A 16,285-nucleotide genomic window follows, 5' to 3' on the forward strand; every position below is an offset into this window, starting at 1 on the left:
ATCATGCAAACGAGTATTGGCATCTCTGCTGAAAACCGGGACGTTGTAGCCCACGAGCTAGCCAAATTGCTGGCTGACGAATTTGTTCTTTACACCAAAACGCTCAACGCCCACTGGAACCTGGAAGGCATCGATTTTCACTCCGTACATGTCTACTTTGAGGATCTGTACAATCAATCGGCGGAGATTGTCGACAACGTCGCGGAACGCATCCGGCAGTTGGGTCATTACGCCCCGGCGACGCTCAAGAACTTCCTTCAACTCACCCATCTGACGGAGCAGGATAAGGACGGAAACGATAGCCGCAGCCTGATCAAAAAGCTGCTGAGCGACCACGAAAGCGTCATCGAATTCATTCGTGGAAACATTAATGAGTTTGCCAACGCCCACAAGGACGCCGGTACCAGCGATTTCATCACCGGGCTATTGGAAAAGCACGAAAAAATTGCCTGGATGCTGCGGGCGCACCTTAAGTAAGGAAATACAGGAAGACCTAATCCAAGCAATAAAGCATACACTCTCATGGAAACTCAATCAACACTAACCGGCAGCAAGCCTTTTGACTCTACAGATTTTCTTGTCGTTTCGGCCAAAACGTTCGAGGACCTACGCATTGGTGACGTATTCCGCGCGCCGAGCCGCACGCTAACCGATGCCCATGCTGCGGCCTTTCAAACCGTCTCCTGCGACAATCACCCCGTTCACTACGATGCCGAATGGGCACGTAAGCATGGGCACACGGCACCGGTTGTTCATGGCCTTCAGGTGCTGGCCTTTACGGCTCCAGGAGCCACCTTGTTTCCGCATTATATTGGCGAGGTGTTCGTCAATTTCAGCGAGGTATCCTGCCAGTTTTTGAAAGAAGTGCACGCCGGTGACACGCTATACCCAGCCCTGGAAATTACAGACCTTATTCCGCAGGGCGGTACGGGCGTAGTGGTGACAGCGGCAACCGTTCATAATCAGCATGGCGATCTGGTACTTTCCGGTCAACATAAGTACATCCTGCGTACAAAAAACGCTTGAACACAGACAGATACACTACCATGATTCGTCTGATAAACAGACGTACCGGTAGGTCATCCACTGCGGTACCGTTCGTTCATTCACCAGTTACAGTCCTGGCTTTATCGGGCTCGATTATACGAATACGTTTAAGCGGAACTATGTTTGTATAGCGAGTGAGCACAGCCTGTTTATGTGCGTTGGCTCACTCGCTCTCGTTTCGATTCCCTTAAACGAACGGACTTATGCAGCTTTTTGAATGGATTCGAGCGACACAACGATGTATAGGCTTCCTGCTTACGTTTAGATGTACTTTATGCACGGGGCTTTTGGGCCTGATCTTACGCACGAATGCAACCGGGCAAAACATAAACCGACAACAGGTAAGGCTGCTGCTAAGTCAATTACAAACAAGCAAAGCCGATGCGAAGAGGCTTCCCATTTTGCTTGAATTAGGAAAATTTCACATCTACAAGCCGGGCGAAGCAAAAATTGACCTGGACAGCGGCTTAACCTACCTCAACCAGGCAAAAAAACTAAGCGACTCGCTTCATCTACTGACCTGGCAGCACGAAGTAGAAGGCATGTTGATTGTGGCCGAAATGGAAGGAGGCAACACCCAGCTTGGCCGACAGCGCTTTCAGCAATTAATTAACGATTGCCGGAAAACGGGAGATAAAGCCGCCGAAGCTACTGTACGTGTTCGGCTAGGAATCTGGTTACGAAACATTGACAATAATTACTACCGCGAGGTCTTTGCTAATTTTCGCCAGGCTGCTGCCATTTATAAATTGTTAAAAGACCAAGAAAAAGAGATCAATGCCTTAAAAGAAGTGGGCATCACCTACTTGTATCAGGGTAAATTAGACAGTGCTCAAGCCGTTTTGGTAAACGTACTGAAGCGTTACAAAGCCATTAACTACCCTAAGCTGCATTACACATACAACCTGTTAGCTACCGTCAGTACGTTAAAGGGAAATTACGATAAAGGGCTTTCGTATGCGTTGTTGTGCATTGATAGCATGAATAAAACGGCCGATACGGTATCGGCAGCGTCTTTCTACGGTGATCTGGCGCGGATCTATGAAGAAACAGGCAATCACCCCAAAGGGCTTGAATGGCATAAAAAATCACTCCAAACGTGGAGGCAGGAAAAGTTGCCAAACTTTGCCATGTATAATACCGCCAGCTTCATTGCCAAAGATCTGATCGACCAAAAGAAACCCCGCGAAGCACTTCAGTTAATCCAAACATTGATCAAAGAGATTCCGACGAACACAATCATTCAAAAAGCATCGGTAGCGCAAAGTTTAGCGTATTGTTACGACGCCTTGCATAACGATCAATTGGCCGAACGCTATTACCTGGAAACGCTCGATTGGTTCGCCAAAAACAAGATGGACTTCGAGTCATCGCAGCAGGCCGAAATCGATATGGGGCGATTTTATGTAAAGCAGAAGAACTTTAAAAAAGCCGAGAACCACTTAACTAAAGCCCTGAGTTTTTATCCGCAGAAAAATTCGTTATCGACAATAAAAGACCTACACTTTCTCTTGTTCAAAGTCGATTCTGCACAAGGCAACTATCTGGCCGCTATTCAGCATTTTCGCCAGCATAAAGCCTTGAACGACTCGCTGTTCAACGAAACAAAGAGCAAGCAGATTGCCAGCTTGCAGATTGAATACGATACCCGTAAAAAAGAGCATGACATTGCCTTACTCACCAAACAAAGTCAACTACAGCAAAGCGAATTAAAACACGAGCAAGCGACTCGCAACACGATCATTGCCGGGGCTATGCTGCTGGCTGGGTTGCTGGGCGTAAGCTACAATCGTTATCGGCTCAAGAAACGGAGTAACGAACAGCTTCAGGCCCAGCAACTTCAACTACAGGCGCAGCACGAGGAGCTGCAAACCCAGCAGGATGTTCTACAGGTGCAACAACAGGAGATCAACCAGAAAAACGAGTACTTGCAGCGGCTGTTAGAAGAAAAGGAGTGGATGTTGAAGGAGATCCACCATCGGGTCAAAAACAATTTACAGGTTGTGTCCAGTTTGCTTAACGCGCAGTCAGACTATCTGCAGGAACCCAAAGCGCTTACCGCCATCCAGGATAGTCAGAATCGCGTGCACGCCATGGCGCTGATCCATCAGAAACTGTATCAGTCGAACAATCTCGCTCTGGTTGATATGCGGGAATACATCGACGAAATTGTTGATTATCTGGTGGAGTCCTTTAATCAACAGGAGTTGGTAAAGGTTGTGTTGAATGTATCAGCCATACAATTTGAGGTCAGCCTAGCCACGCCCATTGGTCTGATTATCAACGAAGCTGTCACCAACTCGCTCAAATACGCCTTCCCCTATGATCGTTCCGGGGTTATTACAATAGCGCTCCAACGTACCACCGATCACACCTGTGAGCTAACTATCAGCGACAACGGCGTAGGGATGCCGGTTGACGTTGATTTAGAACACACTAATACCTTGGGGCTAACCATGATTCGTGGTTTGAGCCGCCAGATTGGTGGGCAGTTGCAGATTCGTCAGGAGTCAGGCGTTCGGATGCACCTGACGTTTAGTTCGGTAAAAAAAGCAGACAAAGCTGTCTGGGCGCAGATTTAACCGCCGGGTTCAGAGTGCCGGGTCTTTTCACTACGTACTGATGTTCAGTTTCTTCATCCGGGCTTCCAGCGTAGTCGGTTTCAGGTTAAGCAGTTCAGCTGCGCCCCCACTTCCCCGAATACGGTTACCTGACTTCGCCAAAGCCGCCAGAATCGCGGCCCGCATGGTCTCTTCAATGGGCTGTATAGTACCCGGAGCTTGGCCGGCTATAAGTGATACGGGAGCAACTGAACTCGCTTGTAGCGGCTCGGCTAATGCCAGTGTAGCGCTTTTCGACAGAATAGCTGCTCGTTCAAGCACATGCTCCAGTTCGCGGATATTGCCGGGCCAATCGTAGTTCAGCAATTGGTGAAGCGACGTATTGGCTATGCTTGTCAGCGGTTTGCCGAGCTTTTTACTGATCCGTTTGAGGAAGTACTGGGCCAACGGCTGAATATCCTCACGACGCTCCCGAAGGGGTGGTACCACGATGGGAAATACGTTCAGCCGGTAGTATAAATCGGAACGAAACCGACCGTTGGCGACCTCCTGTTGCAAATTTCGGTTAGTGGCCGCAATAATTCGAACATCGATCAGGATGGGCCCTTTTCCACCAATTCGTTCAATCTCTTTCTCCTGAATGGCCCGCAGCAGTTTGGGCTGTAATTCAAGGGGCAACTCCCCAATCTCGTCCAGAAATAGCGTGCCGCCGTTAGCCAGTTCAAATTTACCGATCCGTTTTTCGGTTGCCCCTGTGAAGCTGCCCTTCTCATGGCCAAAGAGTTCGGACTCAATCAGTTGAGCGGGTAGAGCGGCACAGTTTATTTTAACGATTGCCCGGCCGTTACGCGCCGATCGGTTGTGAATCGCCCGGGCTACAAGTTCTTTACCCGTTCCGGTTTCACCCGTAATCAACACTGTATAATCGGTTGGCGCTACCTGACTAATGTTAGTAAAGACGGTTTCCAGCGCCGGACTGGTTCCAATAATTTCCTCAAAATTATGGTTTGTGTTTATTTCTTCGGTCAGGTACGTTTTTTCCTGCTGAAGTTGCTCGCTTAACGTTTTAATTTGCTCAAAAGCCAGGAGGTTTTCTAACGCCAGCGCCATCTGAACGCTAATGTCCTGCAACGTACTGAGGTCTTTGTAAGTAAACGCGTAGGGAGCTTTACTGGCTAGTATGAGCGACGCCATTGGCTGGTTTTTGACAAAAATGGGCACATACATAGCCGATTGCAGGCCCAGCTTCTTCTGATATAAGGCACCAGCTACATCTTCAGTGAGCTTTTTTGTGAATTGGCTTCCCACGTGAAGCGTTGGTTTAACCAGGCAGGTTTTCATACCGGCCAGTGCTGTCTGCCAGTCTGCCGGATTGACGTTATAGTGTTGAACAATGTCCTGTTCGGTTAAGGGCACGAAAAAACCGTTGTCTTTACGCACGATACTATCCATAGTAACGGCTCCTAACTGACGACCAATCTGGTAAAGAGCAACCAGATCCACCGGCAATAATTGATTGATGGCGCCGGCCACCTGCGATAAAATAGCGTCTGTATCACTACCGTTGCGAAAAGCGTTAACAATCGCCAGTTCAATGGCTTTAGTCTGTCGACGGGCATCAATCTCTTCATACGCCAGCAGGTTATCCAGTGCCAGCGCAATCTGGGGGGTGATCAGGCTGACAGCCTCATACTCTTTCTGGGTAAACCCGTCTGCCAGCGGACTCGACAAAATAATTGTTGTCAGCGAGTTTCGTTTCAAATGAATGGGGAACAACATCAGCGAGCGGACACCAAAATTATCCCGACACGAACGGGCCGTTACGTAGGTATCGCACAGTTGGTTAAACGCATCTTCCGTGAACACGCCTACTTTCTCGCTTAATCGGTCGGGAGCTTCCCGATCCAACCGTTCAAGGATATGCTCATCCGTTTCTGTTCGCAACAGGGCCGACAGATTAACTCGTTCGAAGGTGTTGGTGGCGGTTTTTTCCAGCATCAGCCAGTAAAAAGAAGACTCGTCGGGCAGGCCGATGCGGATGTTCAAATAGGAAAAAGAAACAAGCTGATGAATCTGTTCAGCAATTGCCAGGCACAGTTGCTCGCGGTCCTGAATACTGACGATGGCATTGTTGACCCCAATCTGGATGGTCTGCTGCCGACGGAGTTTGGCTTCTTCGCTATGGGCATGACGATAACGGGCAATTTCCAGCGTAGTAAGCACATCTTTCTCCCGAAACGGCTTGGTCAGAAACCCGAACGGCTGCGTTACCTTGGCAGCTTCCAATAAACCATCGGTCAAGTTGGCCGATAGGTAGACGAAGGGAATTGATTGGTCATTTAGCCAGTAAGCGAGGTCAATGCCGGTCTGGTCGCCGGTTAGAAATATATCCAGCAACACGATGTCGGGCGTTTGATCCGCGACCATTGTTTTAGCTTCATCTACCGACCCTGCCAGTCCAATAACTTGATAACCAGCCTTTGTCAGGATACGCTGGAGGTCGTTAGCGATCAAAAACTCATCCTCCACAATGAGTAAGGCCGGTAAATGAACGAATTCATCAGACAAAACCATAACGACAGAGTAAGAGACGTGAGTCGTAAAGGTACGATGTTATCCTAACTCCAGTCCATTTCTCCAATATGTTGGAGTCTCTACTATTTTGGACGGAAATTATTTACAATATTCAATTTTAACTTATTGATTTACAGATATCTTATACAACAGTAAAGCCTTGGATAGTGTGTTGGCATTTCATTGGTAATGGAGTTGGTAATCATCTCGTTAAGTACTTTATCCTCTCCTGATCATGAAACGCTTTATTCAATACGAGCCCCTGCTTATTCAACAATTGGACACAGACAAATGGACTTTGCCAGTTCATACACACAATCACTTTGAGCTTATTCTCATCGAAGCGGGCAGCGGGCAGCATGTTGTTAATGGGAACAGCGTGGCTTATCAATCGGGCGATGCGTTTTTCCTTAGGCCGTCAGATAATCACACGTTCAGTATCGCTACCCAAACGAGTATGTATAGCCTTTCTTTCACGGCCCTTTACGTCGCCAGTCTGATGCCATCCGGAACCAAGTCGTGGGTTCATCTTGAGGAACGTAGTACCCCGGCTACTCATCTGTCAGTGAGCAACCTGGTAAGAAGCGGGACAGAGCAACGTAATTTACAAGCACTGGTAGAAATTATATGGGCGGAACGACACAGCCCCTGCCCCCTCTTTTCTAACCCGGTTGTCGAATCGCTGATGAAGGCCATACTTACGCTGCTGGATCGGAAACTCGCACAGCAGTCGCTTGAGCCAGCTACGGTGCGCCCAGCGCCATCGGCTTTCACCCAACGTGTTGCTGCGTATGTGTGCCGCCATATTACCGAGCCCGAAGAACTACGGATGGAAAAAATGGCGGATGTCTTCAATTATTCACCGAGTCATCTTGGAGCGCTCTTCAAGCAACACATGGGCGAATCTATTCAACAATACATTATCCGCTACAAACTCAAGCTGGTTGAGACACGACTGAGCTTAAGTACGATGACCATTTCACAGATCGCTGATGAATTTGGTTTCGCCGATGTATGCCACCTGAACAAGTTGTTTAAACGACATTATCAGCACACTCCCACCGACTATCGCCGTGGTTTATACGAGCAAGTAAGGACGTGTTCGCTAAAATAACGTGAACAACGAGTGGTATTATTTATTCAGGTCATTACGTTCAACAGCGCTTACTCAATCAGTTTTCTTCCTTAAAAAATACCCGTTTAACGCGCTCACTAACCCCCGTCAGGATTTCGTAGGGAATCGTCCCAATCTGGTGGGCCAACTCCGTAATGGGTATCTCCGGCCCAAAAATGATTACCTCATCCCCTTCGTAGGCCGACGCGTTTGTTACGTCGATCATGGTCATGTCCATGCACACGTTACCCACCGTTGGGCAGCGTGTTCCGTTAACCCAGACCTGGCCGACGCCATTTCCAAACCGCCGATCATATCCATCCGCATACCCAATGGCCAGGGTTGCAATCCGGGCATCATGATCAAGTACGCCCCGGCGGCTGTAGCCCACCGACTCTCCGGCCGGCACCGTTTTGATCTGGCTGATCACCGAACGGAGCGTACCAACCGGGCGAACGGCCGATGTATCAAGCTGACTCGATTCGACTCCGTACAGGCCAATGCCTAACCGAACCATGTCGAGCTTATAATCCGGGAACCGCACGATACCAGCCGAATTGAGCAAGTGACGCGTTGGGCGATAGCCTAAACCCGCTTCGAGCGCAGTGGTGCAACGTAAGAATGTATCGTACTGCTGCTCTGAAAATGAATTAAACTGCGACTCATCAGCACCAACCAGGTGGCTAAATACGGTAGCTACGCACAAAGCAGGGCGAGCTTTTAGGTACTCAATTACATCAGGCAACTCATGCTCCAGAAAGCCCAGCCGGTGCATACCCGTATCAATTTTGAGGTGCAGGGGGCGTGGGGCAGAGGGCGCGGGGCGGGGGGCTTCTTCTCCCTGCTCCACGCCCTCTGCCCCACGCCCTACACCCTCGACCCACTCTCCCCATTCACGCAATAGCCGTATGGAGTAGATCTCGGGTTCCAGGTTATATTCCAGCAACGTTGCGAAGGTTTCGGGAGCTGGATTCATAACCATGATTGGCAGGTCGACGCCGTTCTGCCGGAGCGACACGCCTTCGTCGGCATAAGCAACCGCCAGGTAATCGACCCGATGAAACTGAAGCAATTGGGCGACCTCTCCACTCCCACTGCCGTAGGCAAACGCCTTCACCATAACCATAATTTTGGTTGTAGAGGGTCGGTGTGCCGCATCACCGTCGCTCCGGCCAACCTTTTCGCGGTAATAGTTGAGGTTGTGCGTCAGGGCGTCGAGATTAATTTCGAGGACGGTGCCGTGTACTTTCCGTTGCAACCGGTTAACGATCCGCTCAAACGAAAACGGTCTTGCTCCTTTGACCAGCACCGCACTATCGCGCAGATCGCTGAACGCAAATTGAGTCAGAAACTGGTCGGTTGTTTCATAAAACGTGCTGTTCGGGGCAAAAAATCGAGCATTTCGGCTCACCAGAGGACCAATACCAATGAATTGTTCAACATGGGCCGCCTGCATTAAAGAGGCCACCTGTTCGTAAAGTTCATCCTCGGCCTGCCCCGATTGTAATACGTCCGACAGGATAACCACCCGCCGGGATCGCGTACTTTGCTGATTCAGGAAGCGGAGCGCCAGCAACAGACCCGCTACGTCGTTGTTGTATGAATCGTCGATCAGCACGCAGTTGTTAATACCTTCTTTCTGTTCAAGCCGCATCGATACGGGGCGCAGGCGGTTGATCCGAGCCTGTAGTGCATACTGGCTAAAAAACTTCAGGCACCGCATCACAACCACGCAATGGATCAGGTTCTCGACCGAGGCCGGGTCCGTAAAAGGCAACCGCAGTTTCACATGCCCCGACGGCCCGGTCAGCGTTAGCCAGTTCTGGGTTAGTTGCGCCTGGTACGTAGCGTCTTTGCCCTGCATCGACCAGGTAATGAGTTGCATGTCAGGATTAACGGCCTTCAGCAGCATGTTCACTTCGTCGTCAATCTCGGTGTAGTCTTTGCAGTACACCAGCGTCTGGGCATGAATGAACAGCCGCAGCTTCTCCGCTATTTTCTGCTTGCGGCTCTTGAACCCTTCGTCGTGGGCCGTCCCGATGTTTGTGAAGAGGCCAATGGTTGGTAAGATCACCGACTCCAGCGCCTGCATCTCATGTGATTGAGAAATACCGGCTTCAAAAATACCCAACGTATGACTGTCGTTGAGGGGGTGTACTGACAACGGCACGCCTAACTGAGAGTTATAGCTCTTGGGACTCTTAACGATCACAAAGTCGTCGGCCAGCAGCTGCGCCAGCCACTCTTTCACGATGGTTTTTCCGTTACTGCCGGTGATGCCAACGACTGGAATACGAAACAACCGACGATGTTGGCTCGCCAGGCTCTGCAGCGTTTGCAGGCTACTGTCTACCTCAATAAATTGCGCTTCAGGGTAGTTCATCAGCTCGGTCCGACGAGCCGGTGTTAGCGCCGACCGTTCGACGACAAACTGACGAACGCCTTTTTGATAGAGATCGCCGATGAAGTTATGTCCGTCGTGGTGTTCGCCCTGGATGGCAAAAAAAACGACATCATCCACCCGGCCTGTTACCTGCCGCGAGTCGGTGAGCCATTCACGATTTATAATTGATTGCGTGTCGAGCAATGTGTGTCTGTTTAAATCTGTAAAAAGTAGCTAGTGCATACGTAAGCCGTTAGCCAGCTACATCCAGCCCCGTCGTTTGAAATAGATAATTTCGCCGACAGCAATGATCAGCATGATGCCCAGTATCCAGAAATAACCGCTTTGTGTACGTAATTCCGGCATGTTTTCGAAGTTCATCCCATAAATACCGGCGATAAAGGTCAGTGGAATGAAAATGGCCGACACAATCGTCAACGTTTTCATCACCGAGTTCATTCGGTTATTTACAATTGAGTAATAGACCTCCATTAAGCCAGAGATAACCTCGCGATAGGCATCCAGTGTTTCAACGGCCTGGTTAACATGGTCGGCCAGGTCCCGCAGAAACGGCATAGTAGCGGGCTGAATCAAGTCCGATTCTCCGCGGATCAAGACGCCAATAATATCACGTAGCGGCAGTACTGTCCGACGAATGAACGCTAGCTCGCGCTTTAGGGTGTAGAGCGTTGCCAGGGTTTGCTGATTTGCCTTCTCCTGCACAATAACATCCTCCAGCTCGTCCATTTTTTCGCCGATCCGTTCCGTAATCAGCAAATAATTATCTACCATGAGATCCATAAGCGCATACAGCAGGTAGTCAGCCCCGTTGCGCCGGGTTTTGCCCGACGACGCCCTGATTCGTTCAATAACAGGATCGAAGATGTCTTTTGTACGCTCTTCCTGAAATGAAATCAGGTAATTTTTACCTAAAACCAGACTAACGTGTTCTGATTCGATCTCCTGACGATGCGCACTATGGTGTAAATTTTTGAGCGTCACGAAAACGACGGTGTCGTCGTATAAATCAATTTTAGGCTTTTGCTCAGTATTCATGACGTCTTCGAGCAGCAGCGGGTGCAAGTGGTACTGCTGACCAAGCGCGGCCACAACCTTCGGTTCATGAATGCCGTCGACATCAAGCCAATTCACAAAAGGCGTTTCGGTATTGGGCAACCGACAGGCACTGAGCCTGCTGGAATCATCGACGCGATACTCCGCTTCGTTATATTCAATGCGTTTGATCTTGGTGGCGTGTTCAATTTCCGCCCCTACGTAGGTAAGCGTACCGGGCGACGTGCCGAGGGTCTTCTCGGCCGATCGGTAGCGTCGGCGTCTGGCCATAAATAAGTCTCAGCTTCGTAATAACTAGTTTGCGGTAGGCGCCCGATAATTCTACGCGTTCGCCCACAAACGGTAACTAACATTTTGGGGTCAAAGATAAACCAACTACTTCCTACGTTGTCGAATATTCCGAAAATCGTATATTTAGTTCATACCACTATGCACCGCCCTCTCCTACTCTTCGTTGTTACGGCCGTTGCCGCAACGGCTGCTCTACTTGCTGCCTGTAGCAGTGGACAAACCGCCTTGAAACACGGTCATTTTGATCTGGCCGTAAAAAAAGCATCGCACCGGCTCCAGCAACGCCCCGGCCTATCCAAACGCGGCCACGTACTGGCCCCACTCGTGCTGAAACAGGCCTTTGAGCGGGCCTACGAACAGCACCAGGCCAGAATAAGGCAGCTGTCGTCGCCCACGAACACCGATGCATTCCGTTGGGAGATTGTGCATAGCGAGTATGAAAAGCTACAAACCTTAACGGATAATGCCCGACTTGGGTTTATTAAGCATTGCACTACCTGCGCCGACTGGCTGGCGGCTTACCCAACATCCTACGACGACCGCAGGCAAGACACGCGCCAGCTGGCCGCAGCCGATCGGTATGAAGCCGCCGAACAGGCATTTGCGTATCGGGAAGAAAACCGGTTAGCGGCCAAAGACGCGTATGTAAGCTACCGAAAAGCCAACGATTGGGTACCGGGCTATCAGCAAGCCCTCGCCAAAGCCCAGGATGCCTTTGATTTTGCCCTACTGCGGGTAGTTGTCGAGCCCCTCAGCCCTACTACTGAAATCAGCCCCGGTGACAATCAGGAATTACAGGATCTGATTCTCCGCCAGATTAATTACAACGAAGCCCCGTCGACCTTTGTGCGGCTGTATCCACCCAACGAAAACGCGGGCGACGGCTGGCCTATTCACCAGGCTGTTCAAATGCAGGTAACCGATTATTCACCTTACAACGAGAGTACGTCATCGTCGAGCACGACCGTCTACAGCACCCAGGAATACAAAGTCGGCGAGAAAAAGATTAACGACTCGACCAAGGTAGACATTAAAGAAAAAGTAAAAGGAACCCTGACAACGTACCGGCGGGAGATTACGGCCGGGCTTACCTTACGGATGCGGGCCATAGATACGCAAACCGGGAAAACGCTTTGGGAAGACAGCGTTTGGGAAAGCCGCAGTTGGCAGACCGAATGGCAAAAATTCAGTGGTGATGACCGGGCACTGAATGGCAGCAGTTTAAAATCAGCGGACCTGTTTCCGCCCTCACGCTGGCGCCTTTACGCGAGCATGCGCGACGAACTAGCCGATGATGTGGTCCGGCGCATTCGCCATAAGTATACCAGTGACTAATAATAACAAGGCATTCGACCGTTTACACAGAAATTAAATCGGTTTTAGTATGATATTCGTCTAAAGAACTAGTGGGCAGCGGTCTATCAGTAAGCAGCCCAGGTTTGTAATCATTCGGTACATAACGTTATGGACAACGCGCTTCGTCTTTTTTCGGAAACGAATACGGAGGCTCAGCAAGTAGTTGATTTACTGCAAGGTATGATCGACGCTTCGCCGAACCTCATCACGTATTGCGAAGCCGTTTGGGATGAACCTCCGGGCTACCCGCGTCGTATCGTAGATTTCATTTACCGGTTAGGCAATCAGGCAGTTTATGATCTCGTTAGCTTACCAGCTGAGCAAGTGCTTGGTGAGCGTATGACCCGTTTTTTCCCTTCTGTAAAAGAAATTGGGCTCTTTGATCACTACGCGCAAGTTGTTGAAACGGGACAAGCTCAGCACTTTGAGTTTCATTACCAGGCTGACGGGTACGACGGTTGGTTTTTGATCAATGCCGTTCCCATGATGGCCGGTTTTGTGCTTTCGTTTACCGACATAACCGAACAGAAGCGTAAAGACGTTCGCCTGCAGGCCGTCATTGATCAGGCCCATATGGCCATTGTTATAATACGCCCCATCCGCGAACAGGGACGCATCACTGATTTCGTTATTACACTGGTCAATCAGGCTCAGGCCAATTACGTAGGCCAAACGCCCCAGGCCTTAGTGGGTTCGTTAGCCAGTCAATATTTCACTTCATATAAGGAGATTGGGTTGTTTGAGCGTTATCGTCGGGTGGCCGACGAGGGTGTGACAGAGCGGTTTGAATTTCACTACGACGCCGATGGTATCAATGCCTGGGTCGATATTCAGGCAACGCCCCTGGATGGGGAAGTGCTCATTACCTTTTCGGATTTTACGGATGTGAAACGAGCGCAACTGCAGCTTCAGCAGCAAGCCCAATTGCTCGAAGATGTGTTAGCCGCTTCCCCCGCGTCCATTGCCCTGATGAAGCCCGTTTATGACGAGTCCGGTACCATCACCGATTTTGTGTTTAGCCAGGTTAATCAGGCTCTGAGCCACTTAACAAGCCAACCCATTGAAAAAATGGTGGGCACGTCGGTAGAGCAACTGTTTCCGTATTATAAAGAAGGCGGGCTTTTTGACCATTACCGGGCAGTAGTAGAAACCGGGCAGCCCGACCGTTTCGAGGTCCCTTACTATGCTGATGGTGTCAAGGGCTGGTTCGATATTCTGGTAGGTCCCCAGGCCGATGGCATCGTCATTAACTTTGTTGATATTACGTTGCTGAAGCAGCTACAGCAACAGCTAGAATCAAAGGTTGCTGAGTTGAACTCGGCCAACGAAAACCTTCAGCAGTTTGCCTACGTAGCTTCTCATGATTTACAGGAGCCCCTGCGTAAAGTACAGTCATTCTCGGATGTATTGCTTAGTCGATACGGGCCGCTGGTGGGCGATTCTGGCCAGGATATGATGCACCGAATGCAAGCCGCTGCCGCCCGGATGCAAACGCTGATCCGGGACCTCCTGGCTTACTCACGCGTTACGTCTAACCGGGAGTTGTTTGTTCCAGTCGCCCTATCGGAGGTGGTTAATGATGTTCTGACCGATCTCGACTTTTCCATTCAGGAATCTCACACGGTCATTGACGTTGATGAGCTGCCTACTGTACCGGGCGATCAACGCCAGCTGCGCCAGTTGTTTCAGAACCTGCTGGTCAACGCCATCAAGTTTGTGCGCCCGGGCGAAACACCGCACATTAAAATCACGTCCCGACCCGCCCAACCCGATGAACTCACGCCTGCCTTACAGACAAAGCAAAAACCGTACGTGGCCCTTGCCGTCGAGGATAACGGCATTGGTTTCGATCAGGAGTTTCAGGACCGTATCTTTCAGTTGTTTGAGCGCTTACACAGCCGTAGCCAATACCAGGGTACAGGCATCGGACTGGCCATCTGTAAACGGGTTGTTGAAAACCACGACGGCCAAATCAGGGCCCACAGCGCACCCGGCCAGGGAGCTACCTTTGTCGTGTATTTACCTACGGTGTAGCCCTGACTAGATGAGCACGTATTTGTCTTGAATCGACCTTATGTGACAACTACTAATATGAGATTCATACTCATCAAACGCCTGCTTTTGACGGCTTGCTCAAGCCTGTTATTAACGCATTATTCTTCAAAAGCTCAATCGGTGGAATCCCGGCAATTGCTTGATTACTATGAGCTGAAAGGGTTGCTTTTGAAGCATAAATCAACCGTAGAAAGCATACTTAGCCTGAAGCGGTTTAAGTCAGCGACTAGCAAAGAACGAGAAGAAAGCACGATTTACGCGTATAAAAAGGAGAATGACAACGCTCAAATTCTTGTCCGAATCCGGAAAAGCGATGGGCTGGTTAATGAAATTGCCTGGGACGAAGGGGCATCCACGCTCGGGCACCTGACTCATGATGCTGTCTATGATGGCTTCGTGCCGGTGACAGGCAATAGCCGATATTATAATCGGTTTCAGAAGATGGCTCTTTTCGTTAATTATACGTTAGCAGCAGACCAAGCTGTCCCCTGTGTTTTAAAAGCAGTTGAGTAACAGTTTGGGGATCATTCGGACCCCTTGCCGTTGCCCTTCTCTTCAACAGGAAGTTAAACCTGCTCATACTGCTTTTTTCTGGTAACCCAATGCAGATTCCACAACGCGTTCAACTTCATGAAACTGAACCAACTTATACGGGCAGCACTATTAGCTGGTATTGCAGCAGGGTGTGGTCAATCCAACCACATTCAGCTTATGCCCCGAGGTCCTCTCGATGGCATCTGGGCTGGTAGCATCCGAACCAATGAGATTGGCAGATGCAATTTCCCGGGCGCAAGCGGAGGAAGTATCGAGGTGGAAGCCAGATTTAATGTTTCAAGGACAAATGTTGGGGCAGTGTTTAAGGGATTTAGTACTTCGCCTACCCAATTGTCGGGTAGTTTGGACGGTGATACGCTGACTATACTCCAAAATGGTACTGCGTATTGTCCGGATGGAGGTATCCGTACTGACATTCGTACTTACACAAGCCTATATAAAGGCATAGTTGATGGTAAAACCATCACCTTAACGAGCATTGATACACTTTGCCCGGCACAAGGCTGCGTCAGTAGAAGAGTTATGACATTAAGACGCTATTAGTCAATTAGCGGCATCTTTACCGCTCAAGATAAGACCCGTGAAAGAACTGCTCCTGCTCACTACCAATATGCCAATGACTTACCAATAACTTCTGACGACTCACCCAAAGCAATGTGGTATCGAGGAGTATCATAAATCGCTCAAACAGCATGCATCACTGGAGAAAATCCTCACGTGCACCCCGCGTATTCAGGCTAATCACCGCGCGGGCGGCCTCGTTGGTTGCCAGCATCTGACTCAGCCAACACGGGACAAGAAGAATACTCAAAAGTACACAGTGTTTTACTCGCCCCCAGTATAGTCAAGAAGTTCATTGACCAAGATGCCTACCGGTTGCATTAATCGACACCGTATCTTTGGGTCATGAGACTGGTACAACTCATTCTGGCTCTTTATGTGGTCGTGCTGTCAGCACTACCTTGTGAAGCCTTATGCCTCGGTGAGGAGCCAACACCAGCCGCTGACCAGTCGCCAGGACCGGTTTCGGATGATTGCGCCGATCAAGAGTGGTGCTCGCCCTTTTGCCTGTGCGCCACCTGTTCCGGCTTCACCATACCCCGGTCACATCCTTTCTCGGCCGTAATCCCGCCCGATCAGCTCATTACAGTGGCCCTGCTGCCTTGCTATCAGGCTCCGCACGCCCTATACGTGCCTGACCGTATCTGGCAACCGCCCCGCTTAAGTTAGTCCCTTTCCCGTGTTTGCACCTGTTTTTTTTACAGAACAGGCCGG

The 16,285-nt window shown here is 49.9% G+C and carries 11 protein-coding genes and 1 pseudogene; 9 read left to right on the forward strand and 3 right to left on the reverse strand.

Going from position 1 to position 16,285, the window contains the following annotated elements; genetic code table 11:
• Window positions 1-3: 3 nt before the first annotated feature.
• From ACFSUS_RS15135 to ACFSUS_RS15145, 3 genes are all read left to right on the forward strand, one after another.
• Window positions 4-477 carry a Dps family protein gene (locus tag ACFSUS_RS15135; RefSeq protein ID WP_381523941.1) on the forward strand — a complete coding sequence of 158 codons (474 nt, stop codon included), beginning with the start codon at window positions 4-6 and terminating at the stop codon, window positions 475-477.
• A 45-nt stretch (window positions 478-522) separates the two neighbouring features.
• Window positions 523-1,026 carry a MaoC family dehydratase gene (locus ACFSUS_RS15140; RefSeq protein WP_381523943.1) on the forward strand — a complete coding sequence of 168 codons (504 nt, stop codon included), beginning with the start codon at window positions 523-525 and terminating at the stop codon, window positions 1,024-1,026.
• A gap of 224 nt (window positions 1,027-1,250) precedes the next feature.
• Window positions 1,251-3,629 carry a tetratricopeptide repeat-containing sensor histidine kinase gene (locus tag ACFSUS_RS15145; protein ID WP_381523945.1) on the forward strand — a complete coding sequence of 793 codons (2,379 nt, stop codon included), beginning with the start codon at window positions 1,251-1,253 and terminating at the stop codon, window positions 3,627-3,629.
• 30 nt (window positions 3,630-3,659) lie between these two features.
• Here the strand turns inward: ACFSUS_RS15145 and ACFSUS_RS15150 are convergent, their stop codons facing one another.
• Window positions 3,660-6,182: a sigma 54-interacting transcriptional regulator gene (locus tag ACFSUS_RS15150; protein ID WP_381523947.1), complete on the reverse strand. Its 2,523-nt coding sequence runs from the start codon at window positions 6,180-6,182 to the stop codon at window positions 3,660-3,662.
• 235 nt (window positions 6,183-6,417) lie between these two features.
• Here ACFSUS_RS15150 and ACFSUS_RS15155 point away from each other — a divergent pair, with 235 nt between their 5' ends.
• Window positions 6,418-7,296, forward strand: coding sequence for an AraC family transcriptional regulator (locus ACFSUS_RS15155; RefSeq protein WP_381523949.1), 879 nt, complete (start codon window positions 6,418-6,420; stop codon window positions 7,294-7,296).
• 58 nt (window positions 7,297-7,354) lie between these two features.
• Here the strand turns inward: ACFSUS_RS15155 and ACFSUS_RS15160 are convergent, their stop codons facing one another.
• Together ACFSUS_RS15160 and corA are read right to left on the reverse strand one after the other, a co-directional pair.
• Window positions 7,355-9,883 (reverse strand): bifunctional UDP-N-acetylmuramoyl-tripeptide:D-alanyl-D-alanine ligase/alanine racemase, encoded by a 2,529-nt coding sequence (locus ACFSUS_RS15160; RefSeq protein ID WP_381523951.1) that lies wholly within the window; start codon window positions 9,881-9,883, stop codon window positions 7,355-7,357.
• A gap of 57 nt (window positions 9,884-9,940) precedes the next feature.
• Complete coding sequence (gene corA / locus ACFSUS_RS15165; protein ID WP_381523953.1) at window positions 9,941-11,023, reverse strand: magnesium/cobalt transporter CorA; 1,083 nt, start codon at window positions 11,021-11,023, stop codon at window positions 9,941-9,943.
• Between the two features lie 159 nt (window positions 11,024-11,182).
• Between corA and ACFSUS_RS15170 the strand changes: the two genes are divergently transcribed.
• The 5 genes and pseudogenes from ACFSUS_RS15170 to ACFSUS_RS15185 all read left to right on the forward strand — a co-directional run bounded on the left by ACFSUS_RS15170 (window position 11,183) and on the right by ACFSUS_RS15185 (window position 16,240).
• Window positions 11,183-12,379, forward strand: a complete 1,197-nt coding sequence (locus tag ACFSUS_RS15170; protein ID WP_381523956.1) for a hypothetical protein — start codon at window positions 11,183-11,185, stop codon at window positions 12,377-12,379.
• Between the two features lie 129 nt (window positions 12,380-12,508).
• Window positions 12,509-14,434 carry a PAS domain-containing sensor histidine kinase gene (locus tag ACFSUS_RS15175; protein WP_381523958.1) on the forward strand — a complete coding sequence of 642 codons (1,926 nt, stop codon included), beginning with the start codon at window positions 12,509-12,511 and terminating at the stop codon, window positions 14,432-14,434.
• Between the two features lie 57 nt (window positions 14,435-14,491).
• Window positions 14,492-14,968 carry a hypothetical protein gene (locus ACFSUS_RS15180; protein ID WP_381523960.1) on the forward strand — a complete coding sequence of 159 codons (477 nt, stop codon included), beginning with the start codon at window positions 14,492-14,494 and terminating at the stop codon, window positions 14,966-14,968.
• A gap of 604 nt (window positions 14,969-15,572) precedes the next feature.
• Window positions 15,573-15,755 (forward strand): annotated as a pseudogene (locus ACFSUS_RS29170) (IS701 family transposase); the annotation flags it as partial.
• 161 nt (window positions 15,756-15,916) lie between these two features.
• Window positions 15,917-16,240: a hypothetical protein gene (locus tag ACFSUS_RS15185; RefSeq protein ID WP_381523962.1), complete on the forward strand. Its 324-nt coding sequence runs from the start codon at window positions 15,917-15,919 to the stop codon at window positions 16,238-16,240.
• Window positions 16,241-16,285: the final 45 nt, after the last annotated feature.

The sequence above is a fragment of the Spirosoma soli genome, from assembly GCF_042684525.1.
Lineage (GTDB): Bacteria > Bacteroidota > Bacteroidia > Cytophagales > Spirosomataceae > Spirosoma > Spirosoma soli.